We start from the raw sequence: 22,218 nt of genomic DNA, 5'->3' as shown, positions 1-22,218 counted from the left end.
CTCAGTCCGCTCGGGTGAGCTGGAGCTGCTGCTCCTGCCCATCCGAGCGTTGGAGGCGGAGCTGCACAGGGGAGCCTGGGGCGCCCTTCGTGCGCTGCTCGGCCTCCTGCCGGCTGCGAATCACCAGTCCATCCACCGCCAGCAGCCGGTCTCCCACGCGCACTCCGGCATGGGCTGCCGGGCCATCCGCCTTCACCCACGCCACGGACACCCAGCCGCGCTCCTCGCTGAAGCTCGCGCCGATGGTCCCGGACGCGGTCTTGCGCGCCGTCACCAGAACGTCTCCCAGGTCCACCGCCTCACCCGAGGCCGTCTTCACCGTTCGCGTCACCGGCTGGCCATCCGCCGAGGCCCACGCCCGCACGGTGTGCGGTCCGGGCTTCACATCCTTTAAGAGGAAGCGTCCGTCCGGCCCGGTCTGGGCGTCGCTGCTCCCGGAGAGCTGCTTGTCCAGGTAGATGGAGACGCCCTCGGCCGGGGTGTTGCTGCCGCTCCACACCGCGCGCCCGGTGATGGAGGCGGAGCCGCCCGTGAGCGGCACTTCGAGCTCCGTGCTCTGGCCGGGCGATAGCGTCACCTGTGCCTCGCCCGTGCGCCCGTCCGTGGTGCGAACGCTCACGCGCAGGGGCAGGGCCGGGGCGTCGTACAGCGCGAAGGTGGTGCCTGAGAAGGTGCGCTCCGGGTTGCCGCGCTCCAGCCACGGCAGCACCGAGCCATCCGCCTGGAGCAGCTGGAGCGAGAAGCCCGTGGGCGCCGCTCCGCTGCGAGCCACCACCCGGCCTCGGAGCGTGGCCGCCGGGCGCAGGTGGACGGTGACCTCGGTGTCTTCGCGGGCTCCAGACAGCTCGCCCACCCGGCCCGCGTTGTGCGCGATCAGGTCCAGCGGAGCCGCGTTGGGCCCGCGTGGTGGGAAGATGAAGTGGCCTTCCTCGTCGGCTTCGACGGGAAGGGCCATGGCGAAGTCTCCGCGCTGGATCGCAACTGTCGTGGCGTAGGGGCTCGGGGCGCCAGAGGGCTCCAACACCGTGCCCCGCACGCCCTGATCATCCGAAAGCGACAGGTCCTGTACCACCGCCGCACCCACGGGCACCGTCACCGACAGGTCGTCCTCGTGCGAGAAGACGTAGCGGGCGCCCGGGTTCACCGCCACGAGGCGGTAGACGCCCGCGGGCAGCTCGAGCTGGTAGCGGCCCTCCGCGTCCGTGTCCGTATAGGTGAACTCCCCGAAGCTGCCGCTCTTGGACTCGGCGCGCACCAGCGCGGGCTGCGTCAGAGGAGCGCCGGAGGCCTGCCGGACCTGTCCCTGCACGATGCCCGTCTCCGCCAGGGAGAAGTCCACCTGTGCCGCCGAGCTCGGCTTCACGTCCGCAGGTTTCTTTATCCAGTGCTCGGTCTGCTCTCGCCGGGCCGCCACCACCGTCGCGCCCAGCTCCAGCCCTTCGAGCCGGTATGACCCATTCGCGTCCGTGCGGGTGGAGCGCTCCAGCCCCGAGAGGCCGCGCATCCGAGAAGCCTTCACGTAGGCTCCCGCGATGGGCCGGGCCTCCAGGTCGGTCACCCGGCCCTCCACCACGCCGGTTCCGTCTAGCTGGAAGTCCACCGTGAGCTGTTGGCTTGGAGCGATGACGAGCGCCTCGCGCAGCGCGCTCGTGCGGCCCGGAGCCACCACCACCACGTCATAGTCACCCGGTGGCAGTTCCAGCGAGTACCGCCCATCCGAGCCCGTGGTGGCCGAGCCCACTTCGCCCGCCTGATTCGAGGGACTGGCTGTCAGCCGTGCACCTGCCACGGGGGTTCCCTCTGGTGTGGCCGTCACCGTTCCCAGCAGGCCACTTCGAGCTCCCAGGGTGATGCGCAGGTCCTTCAACGTCTCGCCGGGGGCCACCTGGAGGACGTGGGGGAGGCGCCCCAGGCGCTCTCCCTGCCGGGCCGCCAGGACATAGGTGCCGTTGGACACCTCCAGCGAGAAGCCGCCCCCGGAGCCCGTGGTGGTGCGAGGGACCGTGTGGCCACCCTGGGCCAGCACCTCCGCGCCCGTGACGGGCTGACCGTCCTCGCCCACCACGAAGCCCTCGAGGAAGCTCGAGGCCCACAGCTGGACCTCCAGCTCACCCGGCGAGGGCACCGTCACGATGCGCATCGAGCGCTTGCTGAACCCCACCGCCGAAGCCGTGAGCGCGTAGCGGCCCGGTGCCAGACCGGAGAAGGTGAAGCGGCCCTGGGGATCGCTCGTGACGAGCGCCGTTTCTTCTGGAAGCGTCACGGCCTGAGAGCCGGCCCACACAGCCTCCATATAAGGATGGAGGGAGAGCTCCGCGAGCGGCACGGGCTCGCCTCGGCCCGCGGCAATGACTCTTCCCCGAAGCTCTGCCCCTGCTGGGAGCGTGAGCTCCACGAGCGTCTCCGCCTCGCCCGACGGCCGGGCCACCTCCCGGCGCGCGGCGGCATGGCCCTGCGCGGAGGCGCTGATCAGATAGACGCCGGGAGACGCGGGCAGCCGCACCGAGCCGTCTTGGCCCGTGGTTCCTTCGCTCGCCCGGCGCCAGGCCGGCTGTCCCGTTCCATCCTCCGCCTCGCGCAGGTAGGTCTGGACGCGAGCCCCTGTGACTGGCTGGTTCGAGGCCACCACGCGCACGCGGAAGGCACCCTCCGAGGGAGCCGCTGGAGTCTCCAGGGGCTGTGTGGCGCCCGGGGCCGAGGAGCCGGAGGCGCGGGAGCTTCCAGAAGAGGAGGGGACCGAGGCGCTGGGGGCGGACGCATGCGCCTCTGGGGCGTCAGCAGCGTGCTTGGGTCGCCACCAGAGCAGCAGCGCGGCCACAATCCCCAGGATGAGCGCGAGGACGAGGGGGGAGCGAGAACGGTTGGACACGGCGCTTCACTCTCCAGGCTGCGGCCGGTGGGGGACCGGTTGGAGCCAGAGCGTAGGCCGAGAAGGCCGAACCTCGAAATGGAAGTGCGCCCTTTCAGTGCGCCGGCGTTTCCGGCACGAGCGCGGGCGCGTACACGCGGAGTGCGGAGGGGACGACCTCGAAGCGCATCGGTGTATGGCCGATGAGCTCGCCGTCCGCGTTCACCTCCTGGACGGGCTCGGCATCCACCTCGAGCCGCGAGGTCCGCAGGTACGTCACCGCCGGGTGATCCACGTGATGGCCGCTGCGCAGCGATAGCGCCACACGCGCCAGCGTGGCCACATCCGCGAGCTGTCCCAGCCCGGTGCCCTCGCGCCCCGAGTCCGCCGAGGGCGCGGTGATGGCGTACACGTGCAGGCGGCGATCATCGAGCGCCGCATCCGGCGCCACCATGTTGCCCGCACCGTGGTAGCGCCCGTTGCCCACCACGAGCTGCAGCACATCCAGCTCCAGCGCCTGCTCGTCGGTCTTGAGCCGCACGTGGAACGGTTGGTGCTCGAGCAGCTGCGTGGCGGCAGCCACGGGATAGGCAAGCTTGCCCATCTTCTGCTTGAGGCGCTGGGTCAGCCGCTTGGCGATGGCCGTGGCCAGCCCGAGGCTCGCCGCATTGAGGAAGGGTCGCCCGTTGGCCAGCCCCACGTCCACCCGGGCCGTATAGCCCTGGACGATGACGTCGCAGGCCTCCTCCACCGAGGCGGGAATGCCCAGCGAGCGCGCGAAGTCGTTGCCGGTACCGAGCGGCACCACCCCGAGCGTCACATCCCGGCCCAGCAGATGGCTCACGGCACAGCTCACCGTGCCATCGCCCCCGCCTACCAGGATGCGCCGGGCGCCCTGGGACACCGCCTCATCCAGCACCCTCTTCAGGTGACGGAGCTGGGACAACGCGTGGGTGGAGAGCAGCGGCACACCGCGAGCAGTGAGCGCCGCCCGGGCCTCCTCGAAGGCCTCCTTGCCCGTCCGAGACTTGGTGTTCACCACCAGCACGGCCGGCCCCTCTTCCAGGGCGCGGCGCCGCGGCGGCGCGATCAAAGCGGTTTCCAGTGAAGCTCCCTCCTCTTCCCGCGCCAAAGATGCGCACGCTTGGCGAGTGAGGACAGGGGACCCAGGGGAGGCAGGGCCGCATGCCTCCCTACCGGGCCCTCTCTCAGCGAGACTCCTCGTCCTCGGGCACCGCGGGCAGCCCCTCCTGGCCCCAGGGCCAGTTGCGGGGAGAAGCCTCGAGGCGGGCGAGCAGCTCCGCCGGATCCTTCAGCAGCACCCGGCAGCCTGCCGCGCGCAGGTCATCCGCGGGGAAGCCCCCGCACAGCACGCCCACGGTGGGCAGGTGGATCTTGCCAGCGGCCAGCGCGTCATAGGGCGTGTCGCCCACCACCACGGTGGCGTTCACGTCCGGCTTGCCGAGCCGCTTCATCGCCGCCTCGAAGATGTCCGGGTGCGGCTTGCTCTTCTCCGCATCGTCCTTGGAGGTGGCCTCCTCGTAGAGGCCCTCGATGCGGCAGATCTTCACGTAGTGCTTCAGCTCCTCCGCCTTGGCGCTGGAGGCCAGGGCCACCTTGACGCCCTCCTTGCGCAGCCGCTGGAAGAGCTCGCGCACCTTGGGGAAGGAGCGGATCTTCGGGAGGAAGTCCTTGAGGAACAGCTCGGAGCGGTACGTGTCCAGCTCCTTGCCGAAGCGCTCCAGCTCCTCGTCGTTGAAGAAGACGGGGATCAGCTGATCCGCGCCCTTGCCAATCTGGCTGCGCACGTGCGCGAAGGGCACATCCCTGCCGAACTCGAGAAACGCCCTGCGCCAGGCCTCGGCATGCTCATCCACCGAGTCCACCAGCGTCCCATCCACGTCAAAGATGACGTTCTGCACCATGCCGCCGTACCTCCGCCCACGGAAGGTGGGAACGGGCGGCCCGGCAGGCAAGGCAGAGCGCTACTTCTGCTCGGAGTTCACCAGTGTCTTCGTCTGCACGTCGTAACCCTCGGGGGCAGCGAGGGTGAACGTGTCGTTGGGCAGGGCGGGGTTGAGTTCGACCTTCGAGAGCGTCGTCTCGCCGGCCTTCTCCCCCTTCACCCAGCGTGTGAGCTTCTGGGGGACGCAGAGCTTGAGCGCCTCGTCGCAGTGCTCCTCCTCCACGCGGGTCTCGATCACCGTGCCGTCGGGCAGGCGGGCCTGGCGGCCGAGGAAGTCCAGGGTGGGCCAGCGCAGGGTGTACGTCACCTGCAGGCTCTCCGTGGGTGACTGCGCCACCTTGCCCGTCACCTCCACGGCCTCCGGAGCGCGCGGGTGCGAGGCCCGCTTCGCGCTCAGCTCCACGGGCAGCAGCGGGGCGCGGAAGCCCTCGGGGGAGAAGGGCGCGAACGTCTCCGTGAGGAAGCCGGCGCGCTGCTCGGGGGCCAGCTCGTTCTTGAAGGTGGTGAAGCGCTTGTCCGCGTCGCTCTGCTCGAAGAGGCGCTCGCCGTCCCACGAGAAGGTGCGCGAGAAGGGGGCGCCCAGCGAGCCCAGCATCTTTTGCGGCGCGCGGTAGGCGAAGCGGAAGGACAACGGCTCGGCGCCCACCTCGCTCATGCGCCCCTCCAGCCGGTAGCTCCTCAGCCGGGCATCGCGCTCGGAGAGGCGCTGCTTCACCTCGTTCACGAGGTGGGTGGAGTCCTGCTGCTTGCTGCAGCCCGCGAGGACGGCCAGGGTGAGGAGCAGGAGGCGGGTGCGCATGCGGAGGGGCCGGGGAAGCAGGAGGTGGAAAAGAAAGAAGGCCCCACTGTCGCCAGGGGGCCTTCTGAACAGTCCGTTGCTGCGAACGGGCTTACTTGACGGCGACGCCCACCGCGGAGGACTGGGTCACGCCGATGATGCCGCCGGCCAGGGCGTACAGGCCGTGACGCGGGGTCGTGCCGGCGCCCTTCAGGTCCAGCTTGGAAGCGCCCATGGCCTTGGCCTCGGCCACCAGGAGCTTGTTCACCACGGTGTCGAGGTCGCTCTGGACCAGGTCGACGATGTGGAAGATGGCGGTCAGGCCCAGGGCGTTCGCCTGGACCACGGCAACGGCCTCGCCACCGTTGGCGGCAATCTCGGCGCCCGAGACAACGGCGCTCTCGACGCTGGTGCAAGCGACGAGGCTGGACGCGGCAACGGCGGACAGAATGGCCTTCTTCATGTGTATTCCCTCCCGGAATGATGGCTTGTGAAGCTGTGGGACCGACAGTGCGAGCCCACTGTTGAGTGGTTGCCCCTCAAGCGCGGCGCGTTCGTAGCAGATGCTCGCAGAGAGTCAAGATCAGTTCAGAACAGATTCCCCTTTTTCCCGGGTCCGGTGCGCGCGTTGCAAAGGCAGGAGCCCCTTGGTACCCACCGTGTAGGCACCTCATGGAGACTGTCACGGTCCGTCCCGCCTCGCGGCTCTGGCTGCACCTGCTGCTCTTCGCGCTGACGGTGGTCACCACCTACTTCAGCGCGATGGGCCAACTGTCCGCAGGCGAGGGAGACCTGGGGTGGTGGAACTCGGGCTCGCTGGCGTTCAGTCTGGCGCTGATGGCCATTCTGGGCTCGCACGAGATGGGCCACTACGTGCTGGCGCGGATCCATAAGGTGGACACGAGCCTGCCCTACTTCATCCCCATGCCCATCGTGGGCGCGGGGACGCTGGGGGCGGTGATTCGGATCCGCGGGCGGATTCCCCACCGCAACGCGCTGGTGGACATCGGGGCGGCGGGGCCTCTGGCGGGGCTGGCCGTCGCGCTGCCGCTGCTCTTCTGGGGGCTGGGCCACTCACAGGTGGTGGACTCGCCGTCCCTGGCGAGCACCTCCTTTCCGGGCGAGGGCTCCTTGTGGGTGCTGCTCCAGAAGCTCTTCGCGTGGGCCATGGAGACGCTCACGCACGCGGCGCCCGCGGCGGAGCTGGAGCCCGTCAAGCAGGCGCACATCATCTTTGGCGACAGCCTGTTGATGCAGGGGCTGACGTGGCTGGCGGTGGGCCCGCTGCCGGAGGGCAAGGACGTGCTGGTGCACCCGGTGGTGATCGCCGGGTGGTTCGGGCTGCTCGTCACCCTGCTCAACCTGATGCCCATCGGTCAGCTGGACGGGGGCCACCTGACGTTCGCGCTGTTCGGGCCGCGCGCGCAGTGGGTGGGCAAGGCCTTCGCGCTGGTGCTGCTCTTCGTGGTGGTGTTCATCTCCGCCTTCTGGGCGGTGTGGCTGCTGGTGGCGAGCAAGCTGGTGGGCTTTGGGCACCCCGAGGTGGTGGAGCCGCAGGCGCCCCTGAGCCGGGGACGCAAGTGGATCTGCGCTCTGTGCTTCGTGGCGCTGATCGGCTGTGCCATGCCCGTTCCTCTGCGGCAGGTGTTCTCATGAGGTACCTCTGCGATGCGTGCGAGCGGCTCGCGCCCCCGGCGGCCTTCCGGGTGGAGCTGAACGTGCTGGTGATCACCTGCGCGCGCTGTGGCCAGGAGACGCGTGCGCGCCCCGAGGAGGCGCTGGTGGCGGCCGTGGCGGAGACGAACGCCGAGTCCCCTGCCGCGGTCCCCGCGCCTCGGAGCAACACCGCGCCGGCGCTGAAGGTGGTGGCGCTGCGGCCCTCGGAGGAGCGGGTGCGCGAGGCGGCGGCGCTGGCGCGCTCGGAGGATCCGTTCGCGGTGCCTCCGGGCTTCTGTCCCAAGTGCATCGCGGTGCGCAAGGAGGGCGCGGAGTCGTGCGCCGCGTGCGGGCTGGTGTACTCGAACTTCGATCCCAACGAGCAGCGGCCGTCCGAGGAGCTGCGGGCCGCGTGGCTGTCGGTGCTGGAGCGGTGGGACGATCGCGACGCGCATGACCGGCTGGTGTCGCTGGCGCTGGGGCGGGGCGAGCTGGCCGCGGCGGGCCGCCTGTACCGTCTCCGGCTGGCGCAGGCGCCGGATGATCTCTACGCGCAGCGGGGGCGGGACGAGGTGGTGCGAGTGGCCTCCGCCTCGCCCGTGGCCTTCAAGGCGGCGCCCCCGCCCGCCGGGTCGAACAAGGCGCAGGTGGTGGCGGCGGTGCTCCTCTTCATCACGCTGCTGGTGCTGGGCTTCTACCTGTTCCGCCAGTTCCAGATGTCGTTCGGCGGGGGGGACTGAAGGTGCGCGACGCCCACGCCATCAACCTCTCGTGGCTGCTGAGGCTGCGGTGGGGGCAGGTGGTCGGGCAGGGGGCGCTGGTGCTGCTGGCGCACCTGGGGCTGGGCATGCCGCTGCCGCTGGTGCCGCTGTTCGCCACCGTGGGCGTGGCGGCGGCGAGCAACATGGCGCTGGGGCTGTGGGCCCGCCGGCAGAGGGACATCCAGGAGTGGATGCTCTGTGCGGTGATGGCGCTGGATGTGGTGCTGCTCACGGTGCTGCTGGACTTGAGCGGCGGTCCGTTCAACCCGTTCAGCACGTTGTACCTGGTGCACATCGCGCTGGCGGCGGTGGTGCTGCACGCGCGGTGGACGTGGGCACTGACGGCGCTGGCGCTGGGGTGCTTCGGGGCGTTGTTCGTCCGGCACCTGTGGATCCCCGGCCGACAGGCTGGGAGCGGGCATCACCACATCGATGATGTGCCGCTGCACCTGGAAGGGATGTGGGTGGCGTTCGGGCTGGCCTCGGGCTTCATCGTCTACTTCGTGCAGCGGGTGACGCGGGCGCTGGCCGAGCGCGAGGCCGAGCTGGTGGCCGCGCGCGCGGTGACGGCTCGGAACGAGAAGCTGGCGGCGCTGGCCACACTGGCGGCGGGCGCGGCGCACGAGCTGTCCACGCCGCTGTCGACCATCGCGGTGGTGGCCAAGGAGCTGGCGCGGCGGGCGGAGCTCTCTCCCGAGGGCCGGGAGGACGCGGAGCTCATTCGCCAGCAGGTGGGCCGGTGCCGCGACATCCTCGCGCAGATGGCGGCCGATGCGGGGGCCAGCCGGGGTGAGGCCTTCGTCTCGGTGGCGCCCGCGGCCCTGGTGGAGCAGGCGCTCGAGGGGCTGCGGGGCCGGGAGCGCGTGAAGGTGGAGGCGGATGGGCGCTGCCGGGAGGAGCCGGTGTCCCTGCCCGCGCGGGCCCTGACGCATGCGATTCGAGGCGTGGTGAAGAACGCGCTCCAGGCCTCGGCGGAGACGGCGCCAGTGCGGCTGGGACTGAGGCGCGATGAAGCGGGCTGGCGGCTGTCGGTGGAGGACGAGGGCGTGGGCATGCCGGCGGAGGTGCTGGCACGCGCGGGAGAGCCCTTCTTCACCACGAAGCCGCCCGGGGAGGGCATGGGGCTGGGGCTGTTCCTGGCACGCGCGGTGCTGGACCAGCTCGGAGGGCAGCTGGAGGTGCGATCGGCACCGGGGAATGGGACGCGGGTGGAGCTGACGTGGCCGGCCGAGCGCCTGCGACAATTTGCCCGGTTGTCCTCGGAGGCGGGTGGGGCGAGCCTCCGGTCTCCGGTTGCTTGAGCCCGGGCCCTCCATGGTGCCTTCGAAAGTCTCCCACGCCCCTTCCCTGCTGCTGGTAGACGACGACGTGGTGTTCCGCGAGCGGCTGGGGCGCGCCTTCCGCGAGCGGGGCTACGAAGTGGTGATGGCGGGCTCGGTGGACGAGGCGCTGGTGGCCGCGCGGCAGGACTCTCCGGAGCTGGCGGTGGTGGACCTGCGGATGCCGGGGCGCGGCGGGCTGGAGCTGGTCCGCGAGCTGCGGGCGCTGGATGCCTCCACGCGCATCCTGGTGCTCACGGGCTACGGCAGCATCGCCACGGCGGTGGAGGCGGTGCGGCTCGGGGCGCTCAACTACGTGCCGAAGCCCGCGGATGTGGATGATCTGCTGGTGGCCCTGGCCCGAGGGATGGGGGAGCCGAGCCCCGCGGTGGGTGAGGACGTCCAGGCGCCTTCGCTGGCACGCGCCGAGTGGGAGCACATCCAGCGGGTGCTGGCCGACTGCGCGGGTAACATTTCGGAGGCGGCTCGGCGGCTAGGGCTCCACCGGCGTTCCCTCCAGCGCAAGCTGCAGAAGTACCCACCGCAGCAATAGGCCCAGGAAGCGTTTCCGGAGGGACAGGACAGCTTCAAGGAGCTGGCCGGGGTGTCCCTTCCGCGCCACTCGTCGGGGGCAGGGCTTGCTCTGGAGGAGAGGCCACGTCAGGAAGGGGCTGCAGTGGCTGGAGGCGTGCCGGGTTGGGCCGCGTACGCATCGCGCGAGAGAGGATGCGCATCGTCCGGATGTCGATCGCATAGGTGGTGACGTTGACGAGCTGATCCGATGACTGGCAGGCCTCGGTGTTCAGGTCGAAGCGCACCAACATGATGCCCTCGGTGGTCGGCGCAGCGGTCACGTTGTAGGACTCACGGCGATGCAGGCACTGCTCCTCGGCAATGGGCGAGCTGCTGGGGGGCGCGTCCCACGGCAAGAATTCATCCATGGCGAGCTGAATCGAGGCGGCCATGTTCCCATCGAGGCGCTGGAGCCCCTCGGACGGAAGTGCGAGGCCCGGAAATTCCACCGCTTCCGCTTCCGCCGCGGAAGCATGCGGGATCTGCCGCAGCGAGGGGCTACAAGAGCAGAGTGCACCGCAGAGCAGGAAAGAAAGGACGAAGTCTCTCATGTGGGTTTGTTTGAACCGGCTCACGGGGCGCGCGCCGCCAGGATGCGCCAGCGAACTGTGTCGACCGCGTACGCCGCTCCTCCGTCCAGGAACGTGGGCCCCCAGGTGCATGCACCGGTGGCCGGTGAGATGATCACCCAGACAAGCTCGCCACGTCCCGGGAACGCTGAGATGTCATAGGACTGCCGCTGTGCCAGACAGATGTCCTGCGCGCTCGCGCCGCGGCCGGGCTCCCTGCCTCTGGGCAGGAAGTCATCCATGGCCAGTTGGATGGCTGCTGCCAGGGTGCCAGAGAGGGTCTTCTGTCCCGTGGCTGGGAGTTCCTCGGGGAACTTGAACCAGGCGGCCTCTTCGGGCGGGACGTAGGCGCTCCGGGGCGCATGGACACAGGCCACGAGGGCACTGCCCAGAAGGATTGGCAATGAGAGGCGCATGGCTCCTCCTGCGGGGGCGGCATGACGGAAGGCGCTCGGGGCGCGGCGATGGAGCCGGTCGGGTCTCACGGTTCTGGGAGAGGGGTCACATAGCCAAAAGGCTTGTCTTCTGCAGGGATGATGCCCACGCGCACCCAGCTCTGGCCGCGGCGCTCGTAGACTTCTCCAGGAAGGGACGTGTCCAGATTGGGGACCAGCTTCTGGATGGTGCATCGCGTGTCGAACTGGATGCGCAGCGGCCAGATCTGCGTGCGAGCCTGTCGATCCCGTTCCGACATGCGCGACCCTGGCCAGGGATGACTGTGGTAGTCGAGCTGGGTGGAAGTACGGCCTCGCTCATCGACGATGTAGCGAGGGGGGTAGCAGTTCTTGCGCTGCGCGGGGCCGATCGCCTCGGTCTTGCCCAGCGGGGAGGGTTTGCTGGCGTAGAAGGCCCCATCACCCAGGGTGTAGATGGCACCGCAATATTCCTGTCCATAGTCCTTCCAGTCGGCGCGCGGGAGTGCCATGACGGCGGGGCAGAGCTGATCGATGACCTCATCGATGTCGCCCGAAGGCTGAATGACCCCCCATGGCCCGCGGACCCAGACAAAGCCATTGTCCAGGACGCCGTAGTCTTGCGCCTCGCCCGCGCTGGCGCCGTTGCTGGGCAAAAGGGACGCGCTGGCACAGCCCAGCACGTTCCACCCCATCATCAGCAGCAGGCTCGCCAGAGGTCGCATCCCGAGGGCTCTAGAGTCGCAGGCGCATTCACTGATTCCTAGCTTTTCACGCTTATCGCATCAAAGGCCCCATCTATGGGTTGGCCATGCCCAACCTACTGAGTAAGGCACATGCGCGCCAGCATGGGGGGAGGTGGGTTGTGGCTGCACGTGGGTTGCCTCGCTCTGGCAGCAACCGGGCAGGGGAGCGATGGGGGAGCGCAAATGACGCGATCTCCCAGGCATGACGGGCTGTTATCTTGTTCCACCGCCTCAATGGATCGAGGCTTGCTCCGATGGCCCTTACGCTCGTCCGCTCGTTCAACGTCGATAACCTGCTCGGCCCAGGAGGCGCGCTCCAGGCCGCGCTGCCTGCGTACGAGCACCGTCCAGAGCAGCTGCAGATGGCGCGCGCCGTGGAGCGGGCCTTCAACGAGCGCAGCTACCTCCTGGCCGAGGCCGGCACTGGCACGGGCAAGACGCTCGCCTACCTGGTGCCCGCGTTGCTGTCGGGGCGGCGGGTGGTGGTGTCCACAGCGACGAAGACCCTGCAGGACCAGATCTTCTTCAAGGATCTGCCGCTGCTGAGGGACCGCATGGACCTGAAGTTCGAGGCCGCGTACCTCAAGGGCCGGGGCAACTACCTGTGCCTGCAGCGCTTCAACGCCTTCACGAAGGATCCGACGTTCGGCTCGCGCGAAGAGGTCGGCTACTGGCCGATGATCCAGACGTGGGCCGGGCGCACGGAGACGGGCGACCGGGCCGAGCTGGAGCTGCCGGAGAACTTCAGCGCGTGGTCGCGGCTGTCGGCGACGGCGGACACGTGCGTGGGGACGAAGTGCCCGCTGTATGAAAACTGCTTCGTAACGCGGATGCGGCGCGAGGCCGAGTCCGCGGACTTGCTGGTGGTGAACCACCATCTGTTCTTCGCGGACCTGTCGCTGCGCGGGGCGGGCGGGCGGCGCAACGAGGGCGTGCTGCCGCTCTACGAGTCCGTCATCTTCGACGAGGCGCATGCGCTGGAGGACGCGGCGAGCGGGTACTTCGGGTGCAGCGTGTCCAACCACCGGCTGGAGGAGCTGTCGCGGGACGCGGTGGCGTCGCTGCCGGAGACGGACTCGCGCTTCACCACGGTGCGGGCGCTGGCGGCGCGGGTGCGCACCCACGCAGAGGTGTTCTTCACGCAGGCGCCTCGGGTGCTGGGGTTGGCGGGGGCCGAGGGCGGCGTGGCGCTGAAGGCGGACCGCATGGCCCAGCTCGCGAACCCGATGGAGCAGCTACGCCAGGGGTTGCTGGCGCTGGGCTCCTTCACCGCGAGCGAGCGCGAGCCGGAGCTGCTGGCCCTGGCGCGCCGGAGCGGGGAGATGGCCGAGGAGCTGACCTTCCTGGAGAAGGCGGAGTCCTCGGACCACGTGTACTGGGCGGAGCAGCGCGGGCGCGGTGTATTCCTGCGGGCGAGCCCCATCGACGTGGCGAAGGAGCTGCGCGGGCGCCTCTACGGCGGGGTGGACACGGTGGTGTTCACGTCGGCGACGATGGCGGCCGATGGCCGCTTCGACTACTTCGCGCGGCGCATGGGCCTGTACGACGACGAGGGCGTGCCGGTGGCGGAGGTGCGGACGCTGGCGGTGGCGAGCCCGTTCGACTTCGAGCAGCAGGCGGCGCTCTACCTGCCCACGCACCTGCCAGACCCAGCGGTGCCCGGCTTCATCGAGGCGGCGTCGGAGGAGATCCTCCGGTTGTGTGAGGTATCCGGGGGCCGGGCCTTCGTGCTCTTCACGAGCCTGCGCAACATGGAGCGGGCGCACGAGCTGACGAAGAATCGGCTGCCCTACCAGGTGCTCAAGCAGGGCGAGCGGCCCAAGCAGCAGCTGCTGGAGGCGTTCCGCGAGATGCCCAGCGTGCTCTTCGCGGCGCACAGCTTCTGGGAGGGAGTGGACGTGCCCGGCGACGCGCTGAGCCTGCTGATCATCGATCGGTTGCCGTTCGCCTCGCCGGGAGATCCGCTGGTAGCGGCGCGCATCCGGCAGCTCGAGTCGCGCGGTGAAGAGGCCTTCGAGCAGTACCAGCTTCCGCAGGCGACGCTGGCACTGCGCCAGGGCTTCGGGCGGCTCATCCGAACGCAGCAGGACCGGGGCGCGGTGGCGCTGTTGGACCGGCGCATCGTGACGAAGCCGTACGGCCGGGCATTCCTCGAGAGCCTGCCGAAGGCGCGGCGCGTGGACAGCATGGACGAGCTGCAGGACTGGTTCCACGGGGACACGAATTGACGGGGGCCTCCGGCCTCGGTGTCACGGGGCCGAGCGCAGACGCAAGCCCACGCGCAGCATCAGGGGTTGGCCAATGGTGTCGATTCCCGCGCGGCCGACGAGGTAGCGCCGGTTGAAGAGGTTCTCCACGGCGGCGAAGAGCTCCAGCCTTTGAACGAGCTGACGGCTCACGAAGGCATCGACCACGGCATAGCCACCCATGCCGCGCTCATTGAGATCGTCCTCGAACTGGGGGCCGGTGACACGCAGTTGCACCGTGGCGGTGAGGAGCGAGGGCTCGTGGAAGGTGACGATGGCGGTGCCCCGGTGCGCCGGATCCTGCGCGAGCTGTTTTCCCACGAGCTCCAGGGCACCCGGGGCCTCACGGACTTCTGAGTCTACGAAGGTATACGCGAGCAGCGCCGTCCACTGGCGTGACACGCGCCAGTCCACGCCGGCCTCCAGGCCTCGCACGCGCGCGCGGCCCAGGTTCTGGCGCTGGCGCTGCGAGCCATCGGGCAGCGGTGCTTCCAGGGTGACGTTGGTGATGGGCTCTTCCAACTCGTTCCAGAAGCCCGTCACCCGAGCGGTCATCCCGGGAAAGGGCAGGGTCTCGAAGCCCGCCTCGCCGCCCACGAGCCGCTCAGCGCGCAGGGCCTCATTGGCGGAGGTGAGCACGGTGCCGACCTGGAAGGGGCGGTAAAGCTCATTGAGGGTGGGCGCACGGAAGGCGCGGTAGCCCGAGGCTCGCAGGGTGAGCCACTCCCGAGGACTGACGCGCACGCCCAGGCGAGGGCTGAGCTGCTGCTCGCTGCGGTCCTCGAAGGTGGTGGTCTCGGCCGCGCCATTGGCCTGCTCGACCCGGCGAGTGCCCTCCACGTTGCGCCAGGTGTCCCAGCGGAGCGCCGCCATCAGCTCTACGGCGGGCGTCACGGTGTAGAGGTCCTGCACGAAGAGACCGCTGAAGCGCTGCGCCCCGCCCGTGCGGCGGAGGGCCGTGGACGTGGGGCTGGCCGTGGGCGGAAAGAGCCGCTCGTCCGACGTGCCTGAGACCCTCCTCAGATCCACGCCTGCTCCGAGCACGTGCGAGCCGCCGAGTGCCCACGTGGGGCTCGTCCACACGAGAGAGCCTCCCTCCTCCTCCGCTGGGACGTCCTGGATGGCCGCGAGCACCTCGGACGAGCGATCCGAGGCAACGCGAGCGCGGCGCTGCTCAAAGCTCACCCTGCGGCCAAAGAGGAGGAGTTCGAAGTTCCCAGCCGCCTCCGTGGAAAGCCGGGCGTTGGCTCCGAGGAGAGCGGACTCCGCACGAGCGGTGGTGAAGGTGGTACCCCCGTTCTGGTTCTCGCGGAAGAGGCCCAGGCGAGCGCCCAGGTGGAGCGAGGGACTGGCTTCCACTTCCACGCGGCCATTCAAGGTGGCGTGGTTGCTGGGAGCCCGCTGATCGATAGCGCCACGCTGACCAGGAGCAACGACCGAATGGCCCTCAGTGGTGAGCAACTCGGTTTCGAGGGCCGCACCCACGGGGCCCCAGCGTTCCGAACCACGAGCCGCCAGTTGTCCCGTGCCAAGCAAGCCATAGGCGGCGTCTGCCTCGAGGCTGGGACCGGTAATCGGACGGGAGAAGAGCTGGACCACGCCGCCAAGCGCCGCGCTGCCATAGAGCGCCGAGCCGCCGCTGGGAACGACTTCGATGCGCTCCAGTCCCAGGCGGGGCAGGGCGCGCCAGTACACCCAGCCGCCGAAGGGATCATTCGCGGGCAGCCCGTCCACGAGCACCAGGCTGCGAGACACACCGGAAGGTGCCAGCCCGCGCAGGTTGAGGCCTTGGGCGGTGGGATCGGACACGAGGCTCGAGGTCCTGCGGAACGTGGCGGCCGAGGGCAAGGTGCGGAGCAGGCTGTCCTGGGTCAGCGTGGGGCTGCGGTCGATCTCGGAGCGAGGGATGACGGTGACGGTCGCGGGCACATCGCGCACGGGCCGTGGCAGCCGCGTGGCGGTGACGACGGTGCCCTGGGCGACCACGGGCTCGTCGGCCGTGGAACTCTCGGCGGCGGGGGCTTCCGCTTCGGTGTCGGGTGGGGTGGCCTCGGCGCTTCCGGCCAGGAGCAGCCAGCACAGTCCGAAAATGGCGCCGAGCCGCCATCCACTGCCGCATTCAGCCATTCGAAGGAGCACAGGTCAGGCGGCCAGCGTCGCGATCAGGTCCGCAAGTTCCTGGGGCTTGGAGAGGAAAGGCGAGTGGCTGGTGTTGAGGTCCCGAACCTCCGTGGCATTTGAGGCGAAGGTGTCGGCATCCGCGATGATGCGATCCTGGACCTTGGGAGTGAGCGCCCGATCCTGCAGGCATCGGATGTAGCTGCGCGGGATCCTGCCCCAGCGCTCCCGGGTAGCACCCGTGGGCTCCAGGAGCGGTAGCAAGGGATCATCCGGTGTGAGCAGGTTGACCGCCGCTTCCGCCTGATCGTCTCGCACGTCACCGTAGAAGGCGTCTTTGACGAGCTTCACGAAGTCGCGGTCCGGGCTGCGCGGATCGAAGCGAGACACTTTCAGCTTGCTGGAGTCGTTGCCGCTCTTCTCGAAAATCTTTGCCACCAGACTGCTCGTGTCTCGATAGTCCTCGTGGAGGGCGATCTTCCCCGCAACGGGCATGTACGCCGTCAGGTAGATCAACTTCTGGAGCTTGGAGGCACGCTGCTCGGCCGCAGCGGTGATCGGAACGCCTCCCATGCTGTGACCCAACAAGGTGAGCGGGCCGTAGCCCGCGGCAAGCAGCTGGTCGATCGCAGTGGTGATGCTGTCGACGTATTGCGCCAAGGTGATGTCGGCCAGAGGCGAAGGCTCTTTCGAGAAAGCCTCGCGGAACTGGGAAGGGTCCGAGGGACGCTGGAGATAGACCTGCGGGAAGCGGGCCAGGAGCCCGTGGCCTGGCAGATCCAACGCGAAGCCGGAGATCCCCTTGGCCGCCAACAGCGGGATGATGCTCGAATAGCACCAGGCGCCATGCCAGGAGCCGTGCACGAGGATGATCGCTCGCCGGCTGGAGGAGGAGCGCGCGTTGTTGTGGGCACAGGCGCTCAGAAACAAGCCGCCGAGTCCGGCGAGCGGTTGGCCCAGGAAAGCTCTTCTCGTTGTTCTCACGAACCTCTCCGCGTCGCGTGTGACCTCGGAGAAAGTCTATCGGAGGTGCCTGGAATGGAGCCGCTGCATCTGGGCTGATGGGGAAGGCTGATGTTCATCAGCGCAAAGTGTAGAGGTAGGCGGCGATATGATGAGGCGGCATTCCGCCCGCTCGCAGGAACCCTTCACCTGTGCTCATGGCGTGCTTCAGTCGTTAGGCCCGGACGTCCTCGGGCAGCTCGAAGCCCGGCCGCAGGCGCTGCAGCGTGAGGGCAAAGGCCTCGCGGTCTTGTGCCTTCTCCAGCGCCGCCTCGGGGGTGATGGCGTTGGCCGACACCAGCCGCTCCAGGTGCTGGTCCAGCGTCTGCATCCCCTTGGTCTGGGCCGCCCGCATCAGCTCGGCGAGCTGGGCCTCCTGGCCCTGGCGGATCATCGCCGCCACGGAGCCGCCTCCCAGGAGCACCTCCAGTGCCAGCACCCGGCCCTTGCTGTCCGCGGCCCGGACGAGCTGCTGCGAGAGCACGCCTGCCAGGCTGTCCGCCAGCAGTCCGCGGATCCGCCCCTGCTCCTGCTCCGGGAACGCGTGGAGGAGGCGCTCCAGGGCGCTCTGCACGCTCAGCGCGTACATCGAGGCCAGCACCAGCACGCCGGAGCTCGCCAGCTGCAGCGCCTCCCGGATGGCGTCCGGCGCGCTCAGGTCGCTCACCAGCACCACGTCCACGTCCTCGCGTGCCGCTGAGCGCAGGCCCGCGGCGAAGCTGGGCGCGTGCGGACCGATCTCCCGGTGCGTCACCTGCGCCTTCGCCGGCTCGTGCACAAACTCCACCGGATCCTCGAGCGTGAGGAGGCTCGCGTACCGCGTCTGGTTGAGGTGATGCAGCATCGCCGCCAGGGTGGTGGTCTTCCCGCTGCCCGCGGGGCCCGTGACGAGCACCAGCCCGCCCCGCCGCTCCGCCAGCTGCCGCATCACCTCCGGCGCGCTCAGCTCCTCCAGGGACTGCACCTTGCTTGGGATGCAGCGGAAGACGGCCGCCAGCCCCGTCGTCTTGTAGAAGTAGTTGGCGCGGAACCGGGCCTTCGTCCCGTACGTGTAGGCGAAGTCCAGGTCCAGCTCCTCGGTGATCTGCAGCTTCTGCTCGGGCGTGGCCAGCTCCAGCAGCATCCCCTCCAGCTCGGAGGCGGTGAGCGGGGCCTCGCGCAGGGGCGTCAGCTTGCCGCGGATCCGCCCCAGCGGCGGGTAGCCGATGCTCAGGTGCAGATCGCTCCCCTTCTCGGCGAGGAGCGCGTCGAACAGGGGAGAGATGCGTGCGCTCATGGTCGTCGCCTCACGCGCTCTTGCGGTCCATCAGCGGCGCCAGCTTCCGTCCGCCCGAGCCCGGCTCGGGTGGCAGCTCCGGCGCGGTGCCCGACACCAGCGCCTCGAGCACCTCGGGGCTCTCCGCGTAGTCCCGGGCGATCTCCAGCGTCGTCTTCCGGGAGCGGACCAGCTCCGCCAGCGCGGCCTCCAGGCGGACGGCCCCCTGCTCCCGGGCGCGCTGCATGAGCGCGGGGAGCTGGGACAGCGCGTCGTCGTGGATGAGGTGGCTCAACCCCACCGAGCCCGGGAGCACCTCGGCCGCCGCCACCAGGCTGCCGCCCGCGGCGGAGGGCACCAGCCGCTGGCTGACGATGAGCCGCAGGTGGGAGCCCAGCGTGTAGCGCACCTGCGCCTGCTCCGAGGCCGGGAACTGGTCGATGATCCGCCTCAGCGTCTTCGCCGAGTTCGGAGTGTTCATCGTGCAGAGCACCAGCCGGCCCGTCTCGCTCGCGGTAAGCGCCAGGCGCACTGTCTCCGCGTCCCGCAGCTCGCCCACGACGATGACATCCGCGTCCTCGCGGAGGGCCGCCTTGAGCGCGCTCGCCACGGAGCGGGTGTTCGTCCCCACCTCGCGCTGGCTGATCAGCCCTCGCTTGCGCGGGTGCACGAACTCCACGGGGTCCTCCACCGTGAGGATGTGCCGCCGCGTCTCGCGGTTGAGGATCTCCACCAGGGCCGCCAGCGTGCTCGTCTTTCCGTGGCCCGATGGGCCTGTGATGAAGACGAGGCCGTGCGCGTAGCGCGTCGCCCGGATGAGCTCCACGGGCAGCCCCAGCGACTCCAGCGACGGCAGGTCCTTGGGGATAAGCCGGAACGAGCCCTTGAGCCCGGAGCGCTGCCGGCAGACGTTGACGCGGAAGCGGCCCTGGGCCTCGCTCTGGAGCGCGAAGTCACAGCTCCCGTCGCGGTCGAACGCGGCGCGCAGCCGGGCCGGCACCTGGGAGAGCACCATCTGCTCCACCCGCTTCGGCGGCAGCGGCTCGCCGTCCGGCTTGAGTTCGCCCGCGACCCGGAACAGCGCGGGCCGCCCCGAGACGATGTGCAGGTCGCTCGCGCCGATGCGCCGCGCCTCCTCCATCAGTGCGGGCAAATCCCTCCAGAAGTCGGGCCGGGAGCGCGGCGGCAGCTGCGGGCGGACCTGGAGCTGGCGGGTGTGCTCCTCTTTCTCAGGCTCGGGGGCCTGCGCCGGTGCCTCGGCCTGCTCCGGCTCGGGCTCCTGGATGCTGATGTCGATCGAGGAGTCCTCCATGGAAGGAGGCGGCGCCAGATCGACGGGCAGCGGGGTGGGAACGGGGGGCGGTGGCCGCTCGGTGGTGGCGGGCGGCGGGAAAGCCATGGGCGCCTGCTTCGGCGAGGGGCTCGCCTGTGCCACCGAGGACGGCGGCACGACAGGGAGCGCATCCGGGCCGAACTGAGGCGGGATGGAGTAGGGCGCCGTGGGCATCTCCGTGGTGCTGGAAGGCACCACGGTCTGGACCGGCGTGGGCAGGAGCGCAGCCGGAGCCGGGGGCAGCGGCGACAGCGTCTTCGGGAAGTTCGGCAGCGCTCCGGCGGAGGCCGGGGCCGAGGTCTCCTGTGTCCCCGAAGAGGACGCCTTGATCACCCGCAGGCCTGTCACGGACGGGCGGCGCGGAGGAGGAACGAGCGGAGCCACCGTGGGCGGGAGGATGTCGCGCGGGTCCGGAGGGGCGCTGGCCGCGGAGGCCTCGGCTGGAGGCGGCTCGGCGGGCGGAACGGAGGTGGTGCCAGGCCGGGGCGTCGTCTCGGGGATGCGCGAGGCCGCGGCGGTATTGACTCCCGAGCCCGGCGCGGGCGTCGTCTCCAAGGGCCTGCCCGGGTTCGAGCTCGTGGCGTCGCCCGTGCGCATCACGCGCATGCTCAGGCCCTCGCTGCGGCGCACCGCGACCACGGCCAGGGTGGCCATGCCCTCGGCGCGCACGGACCACTTCATCGGCTTCTCGGTCACCGAGGCCGCGCGCGCGGGCCCTACCATCGTCAGCAGCGTCCGGTTCAGCTCCTCGTCCGTCAGCACAGAGCTGTCCACCGGCTCATAGCCGTTGACACTCTTGATCATCGGGCAGCGCCCCGTCGTCAGGGCGATCTCGGTGATCGCCGGGTGCGAGAGGTAGCGCAGCAGCTCCGCGAGGGGCTTCATGCAGGGTCCAGCATCTACTCGAAGTTCAGGAAAAACGAATAAAACGCAGGATAGCCCATAGCCCTGAGATGCGATGGGCGATCAGCGCCCCCACTGCTCCCGGGCGAGGGTACGTGCTTGTGCTACCTGCGCAGCGAGGGCCTTGGGCACGTACTCCCGGCTGGCCTCAATGCGAGTGGCGACGTGTGCAGCGCGGGCCCCGTCTCCTCGGGCGAGCAGCAGCGAGAGCAGGCGCTCCTGGTTGAGCCAGTTGGCGGGGAAGGGGCGCTGGATCTGCCGGCCCAGCGCGAGTGCACGGGCCCACGTGGCCTCGAAGGCCGCCGAGTCTCCCGCGGCGTGGGCCTGCTCCAGCAGGAGCGTGGCGGCCCAGTCCAGGTGAAGGCTCTCCGGGTAGAGCGAGGGGGAGGCCCAATCGAGCGCGAGCGCGGCCTCCAGCAGGGGGCGGGCCTCGGCGGTGCGGCCGGCCTGGTGCAGCGCAATGCCCGCATCCGCGCGGTGGATGGGAGCGCGCTCGGGGACGTCCCGGCGAGCGGCCACCAGGAAGATCTCCGCGGCGCGAGCGGGAGCGGTAGCGCGCAAGCGGCTGGCCGCCTCGAGCACCATCTCCAGCGGGGCACTCTCCGCGCGCTCGGCCGTCATGCGCTCGGCGGTCAGCTCTCGCACCGTCTCCTCGGAGAGCACGCGCTCAATTTCCTCACGCAGCGGGGCCACGGTCTGGAGCGGCAGCCCGGCCTCGGTGGCCTGCTCCAGCAGCGCGAGCGCCTCCTGGCAGGCGGGCATCAGCTCCGTCACCATGACTTCCATCGCGTCCTGGAAGCGCACGAAGGCGAGCAGCACGCGGAGGCGGGGAGAAGGATTGTCGGGGAGCGCGTCCCGCAGCAGGGCCAGGGCGGTGCCGTAGTCCTCCTGTTCCAGGGCGCGCGCCAGCTCGGCATCGAGGTTCCCGGGCAGCCCCCAGGGGCCGGCCAGCAGGTGCTCGGCAGAGGTGGTCATGAGAAGGGAGACTCCCTGGCGGCACCTCGAAGGGCCGCCTTGGGCGGAAGGGCAGGCGTCTGTCGCCGAAGCCCTCCCGCCGGAGCGAGCGCTCTTACAGCTCGCGAGACATCAGCAAGCGCAGCTTGCCGGACTTCTTGGACACCACCGTCGCCACGGTGGTGAAGCCCGCCTTGCGGTAGAAGCTCACCGCCGGGCCGTTGGCCGGATCCACGCGCAGGGCAATCGTCTTGCGGTACATGTCGCGCGCCGTCTGGATGGCGTGGTTGAGCAGCACCGTGCCCAGGCCGTGCTTGCGCAGATCCGGCCTCACCACGATGTTGCGCATGTACGCCGCGCCGGGCACCGGGCCGTCCCGCTCCACGGTGATGTAGCCCACGAGCTGGTTCTGCACGCGCGCCACATGCGTGAAGGGCCGCAGCTGCGTGAGTGCCTTCAGGCTCTCCTCCTGAGACTCGCCCCGCGACTTCCACGGGTCGGAGTTGGCTCGCAAGGACGCCAGGACACTCATGTCCTCGTCGGTGGGGTTCGCCACCTTCACCGCCGAGTTCAAATCATTGGGCAGGCTGCTCGGATCCAGCACCGGCATCGCGCTGACCTCTGTGCCTGGGTCCACCTGCTTCATCGTCATCGCCTTGCTCCTCCGTACCGCTTCCGAATCCTAACCGTTCCGCTATCGGCCATGCACGCGCTGTTTCCGCGCACATTTCCCCTCAGTTTGTGAGGTGCTGGACCCTGCCAAACTGCGCACCGGGGG

At 69.8% G+C, this 22,218-nt stretch carries 19 protein-coding genes; 5 read left to right on the top strand and 14 right to left on the bottom strand.

What is annotated here, in order from left to right; all coding sequences use genetic code 11:
* Position 1: 1 nt before the first annotated feature.
* From DB31_RS41250 to DB31_RS41230, 5 genes are all read right to left on the bottom strand, one after another.
* A complete protein-coding gene (locus DB31_RS41250) occupies positions 2 to 2,869 on the bottom strand; it encodes a carboxypeptidase regulatory-like domain-containing protein (RefSeq protein ID WP_044198763.1) in 2,868 nt (955 codons plus the stop codon).
* A gap of 94 nt (positions 2,870 to 2,963) precedes the next feature.
* A complete protein-coding gene (locus DB31_RS41245) occupies positions 2,964 to 3,941 on the bottom strand; it encodes a lipid kinase (protein WP_240487210.1) in 978 nt (325 codons plus the stop codon).
* A 115-nt stretch (positions 3,942 to 4,056) separates the two neighbouring features.
* Positions 4,057 to 4,773: an HAD family hydrolase gene (locus DB31_RS41240; protein WP_044198762.1), complete on the bottom strand. Its 717-nt coding sequence runs from the start codon at positions 4,771 to 4,773 to the stop codon at positions 4,057 to 4,059.
* A 60-nt stretch (positions 4,774 to 4,833) separates the two neighbouring features.
* Positions 4,834 to 5,613: a lipoprotein gene (locus DB31_RS41235; RefSeq protein ID WP_044198761.1), complete on the bottom strand. Its 780-nt coding sequence runs from the start codon at positions 5,611 to 5,613 to the stop codon at positions 4,834 to 4,836.
* Positions 5,614 to 5,704: 91 nt separating this feature from the next.
* Positions 5,705 to 6,055, bottom strand: coding sequence for a hypothetical protein (locus tag DB31_RS41230; protein WP_044198759.1), 351 nt, complete (start codon positions 6,053 to 6,055; stop codon positions 5,705 to 5,707).
* A gap of 209 nt (positions 6,056 to 6,264) precedes the next feature.
* Between DB31_RS41230 and DB31_RS41225 the strand changes: the two genes are divergently transcribed.
* The 4 genes from DB31_RS41225 to DB31_RS41210 are packed head-to-tail and all read left to right on the top strand — an operon-like array spanning position 6,265 to position 9,881.
* Positions 6,265 to 7,248, top strand: coding sequence for a site-2 protease family protein (locus DB31_RS41225; RefSeq protein ID WP_044198756.1), 984 nt, complete (start codon positions 6,265 to 6,267; stop codon positions 7,246 to 7,248).
* Positions 7,245 to 7,988: a hypothetical protein gene (locus DB31_RS41220; protein WP_044198752.1), complete on the top strand. Its 744-nt coding sequence runs from the start codon at positions 7,245 to 7,247 to the stop codon at positions 7,986 to 7,988. The genes DB31_RS41225 and DB31_RS41220 overlap by 4 nt, the downstream gene beginning before the upstream one ends.
* A 2-nt stretch (positions 7,989 to 7,990) precedes the next feature.
* On the top strand, positions 7,991 to 9,310 hold the full coding sequence (locus tag DB31_RS41215) for an ATP-binding protein (RefSeq protein ID WP_044198750.1): 1,320 nt from the start codon (positions 7,991 to 7,993) through the stop codon (positions 9,308 to 9,310).
* A gap of 13 nt (positions 9,311 to 9,323) precedes the next feature.
* Complete coding sequence (locus DB31_RS41210; protein ID WP_044198747.1) at positions 9,324 to 9,881, top strand: response regulator transcription factor; 558 nt, start codon at positions 9,324 to 9,326, stop codon at positions 9,879 to 9,881.
* A gap of 34 nt (positions 9,882 to 9,915) precedes the next feature.
* On the opposite strand, the gene DB31_RS41205 is transcribed toward DB31_RS41210, so the two are convergent.
* The 3 genes from DB31_RS41205 to DB31_RS41195 form a co-directional block, all read right to left on the bottom strand.
* Complete coding sequence (locus tag DB31_RS41205; protein ID WP_157232411.1) at positions 9,916 to 10,293, bottom strand: hypothetical protein; 378 nt, start codon at positions 10,291 to 10,293, stop codon at positions 9,916 to 9,918.
* Between the two features lie 179 nt (positions 10,294 to 10,472).
* On the bottom strand, positions 10,473 to 10,886 hold the full coding sequence (locus DB31_RS41200) for a hypothetical protein (RefSeq protein ID WP_044198745.1): 414 nt from the start codon (positions 10,884 to 10,886) through the stop codon (positions 10,473 to 10,475).
* A 65-nt stretch (positions 10,887 to 10,951) separates the two neighbouring features.
* The gene (locus tag DB31_RS41195; protein WP_044198742.1) at positions 10,952 to 11,608 is read right to left on the bottom strand and encodes a hypothetical protein; all 657 of its coding nucleotides are present in this window, start codon (positions 11,606 to 11,608) and stop codon (positions 10,952 to 10,954) included.
* A 275-nt stretch (positions 11,609 to 11,883) separates the two neighbouring features.
* Here DB31_RS41195 and DB31_RS41190 point away from each other — a divergent pair, with 275 nt between their 5' ends.
* A complete protein-coding gene (locus tag DB31_RS41190; RefSeq protein WP_044198739.1) occupies positions 11,884 to 13,857 on the top strand; it encodes a DNA repair helicase YoaA in 1,974 nt (657 codons plus the stop codon).
* 21 nt (positions 13,858 to 13,878) lie between these two features.
* Here the strand turns inward: DB31_RS41190 and DB31_RS41185 are convergent, their stop codons facing one another.
* The 6 genes from DB31_RS41185 to DB31_RS41160 all read right to left on the bottom strand — a co-directional run bounded on the left by DB31_RS41185 (position 13,879) and on the right by DB31_RS41160 (position 22,092).
* Entirely contained in the window at positions 13,879 to 16,002 is a 2,124-nt protein-coding gene (locus DB31_RS41185; RefSeq protein ID WP_083969196.1) for a TonB-dependent receptor, read from the bottom strand.
* Between the two features lie 15 nt (positions 16,003 to 16,017).
* Positions 16,018 to 16,977, bottom strand: a complete 960-nt coding sequence (locus DB31_RS41180; RefSeq protein WP_083969195.1) for an alpha/beta hydrolase — start codon at positions 16,975 to 16,977, stop codon at positions 16,018 to 16,020.
* 193 nt (positions 16,978 to 17,170) lie between these two features.
* On the bottom strand, positions 17,171 to 18,271 hold the full coding sequence (locus DB31_RS41175) for a type IV pilus twitching motility protein PilT (protein WP_044198736.1): 1,101 nt from the start codon (positions 18,269 to 18,271) through the stop codon (positions 17,171 to 17,173).
* A gap of 10 nt (positions 18,272 to 18,281) precedes the next feature.
* On the bottom strand, positions 18,282 to 20,468 hold the full coding sequence (locus DB31_RS45745; protein WP_052420651.1) for a type IV pilus twitching motility protein PilT: 2,187 nt from the start codon (positions 20,466 to 20,468) through the stop codon (positions 18,282 to 18,284).
* Positions 20,469 to 20,549: 81 nt separating this feature from the next.
* The gene (locus DB31_RS41165; RefSeq protein ID WP_044198734.1) at positions 20,550 to 21,461 is read right to left on the bottom strand and encodes a hypothetical protein; all 912 of its coding nucleotides are present in this window, start codon (positions 21,459 to 21,461) and stop codon (positions 20,550 to 20,552) included.
* A gap of 94 nt (positions 21,462 to 21,555) precedes the next feature.
* A complete protein-coding gene (locus DB31_RS41160; protein ID WP_044198731.1) occupies positions 21,556 to 22,092 on the bottom strand; it encodes a GNAT family N-acetyltransferase in 537 nt (178 codons plus the stop codon).
* Between the last annotated feature and the right edge of the window lie 126 nt (positions 22,093 to 22,218).

The sequence above is a fragment of the Hyalangium minutum genome (assembly GCF_000737315.1).
Classification (GTDB): Bacteria; Myxococcota; Myxococcia; order Myxococcales; family Myxococcaceae; genus Hyalangium; species Hyalangium minutum.
The sequence above is the reverse complement of the archived record's forward strand: the minus strand, read 5'-3'. Positions and strand labels throughout refer to the sequence as shown.

Coding starts and splice junctions, on each gene's coding strand:
- DB31_RS41240 (WP_044198762.1), bottom strand. CDS start 4,773: ATGGTGCAGAACGTCATCTTTGACGTGGATGGGACGCTGGTGGACTCG.
- DB31_RS41235 (WP_044198761.1), bottom strand. CDS start 5,613: ATGCGCACCCGCCTCCTGCTCCTCACCCTGGCCGTCCTCGCGGGCTGC.
- DB31_RS41230 (WP_044198759.1), bottom strand. CDS start 6,055: ATGAAGAAGGCCATTCTGTCCGCCGTTGCCGCGTCCAGCCTCGTCGCT.
- DB31_RS41225 (WP_044198756.1), top strand. CDS start 6,265: ATGGAGACTGTCACGGTCCGTCCCGCCTCGCGGCTCTGGCTGCACCTG.
- DB31_RS41220 (WP_044198752.1), top strand. CDS start 7,245: ATGAGGTACCTCTGCGATGCGTGCGAGCGGCTCGCGCCCCCGGCGGCC.
- DB31_RS41210 (WP_044198747.1), top strand. CDS start 9,324: ATGGTGCCTTCGAAAGTCTCCCACGCCCCTTCCCTGCTGCTGGTAGAC.
- DB31_RS41205 (WP_157232411.1), bottom strand. CDS start 10,293: ATGGCCGCCTCGATTCAGCTCGCCATGGATGAATTCTTGCCGTGGGAC.
- DB31_RS41200 (WP_044198745.1), bottom strand. CDS start 10,886: ATGCGCCTCTCATTGCCAATCCTTCTGGGCAGTGCCCTCGTGGCCTGT.
- DB31_RS41195 (WP_044198742.1), bottom strand. CDS start 11,608: ATGCGACCTCTGGCGAGCCTGCTGCTGATGATGGGGTGGAACGTGCTG.
- DB31_RS41190 (WP_044198739.1), top strand. CDS start 11,884: ATGGCCCTTACGCTCGTCCGCTCGTTCAACGTCGATAACCTGCTCGGC.
- DB31_RS41185 (WP_083969196.1), bottom strand. CDS start 16,002: ATGGCTGAATGCGGCAGTGGATGGCGGCTCGGCGCCATTTTCGGACTG.
- DB31_RS41175 (WP_044198736.1), bottom strand. CDS start 18,271: ATGAGCGCACGCATCTCTCCCCTGTTCGACGCGCTCCTCGCCGAGAAG.
- DB31_RS45745 (WP_052420651.1), bottom strand. CDS start 20,468: ATGAAGCCCCTCGCGGAGCTGCTGCGCTACCTCTCGCACCCGGCGATC.
- DB31_RS41165 (WP_044198734.1), bottom strand. CDS start 21,461: ATGACCACCTCTGCCGAGCACCTGCTGGCCGGCCCCTGGGGGCTGCCC.
- DB31_RS41160 (WP_044198731.1), bottom strand. CDS start 22,092: ATGACGATGAAGCAGGTGGACCCAGGCACAGAGGTCAGCGCGATGCCG.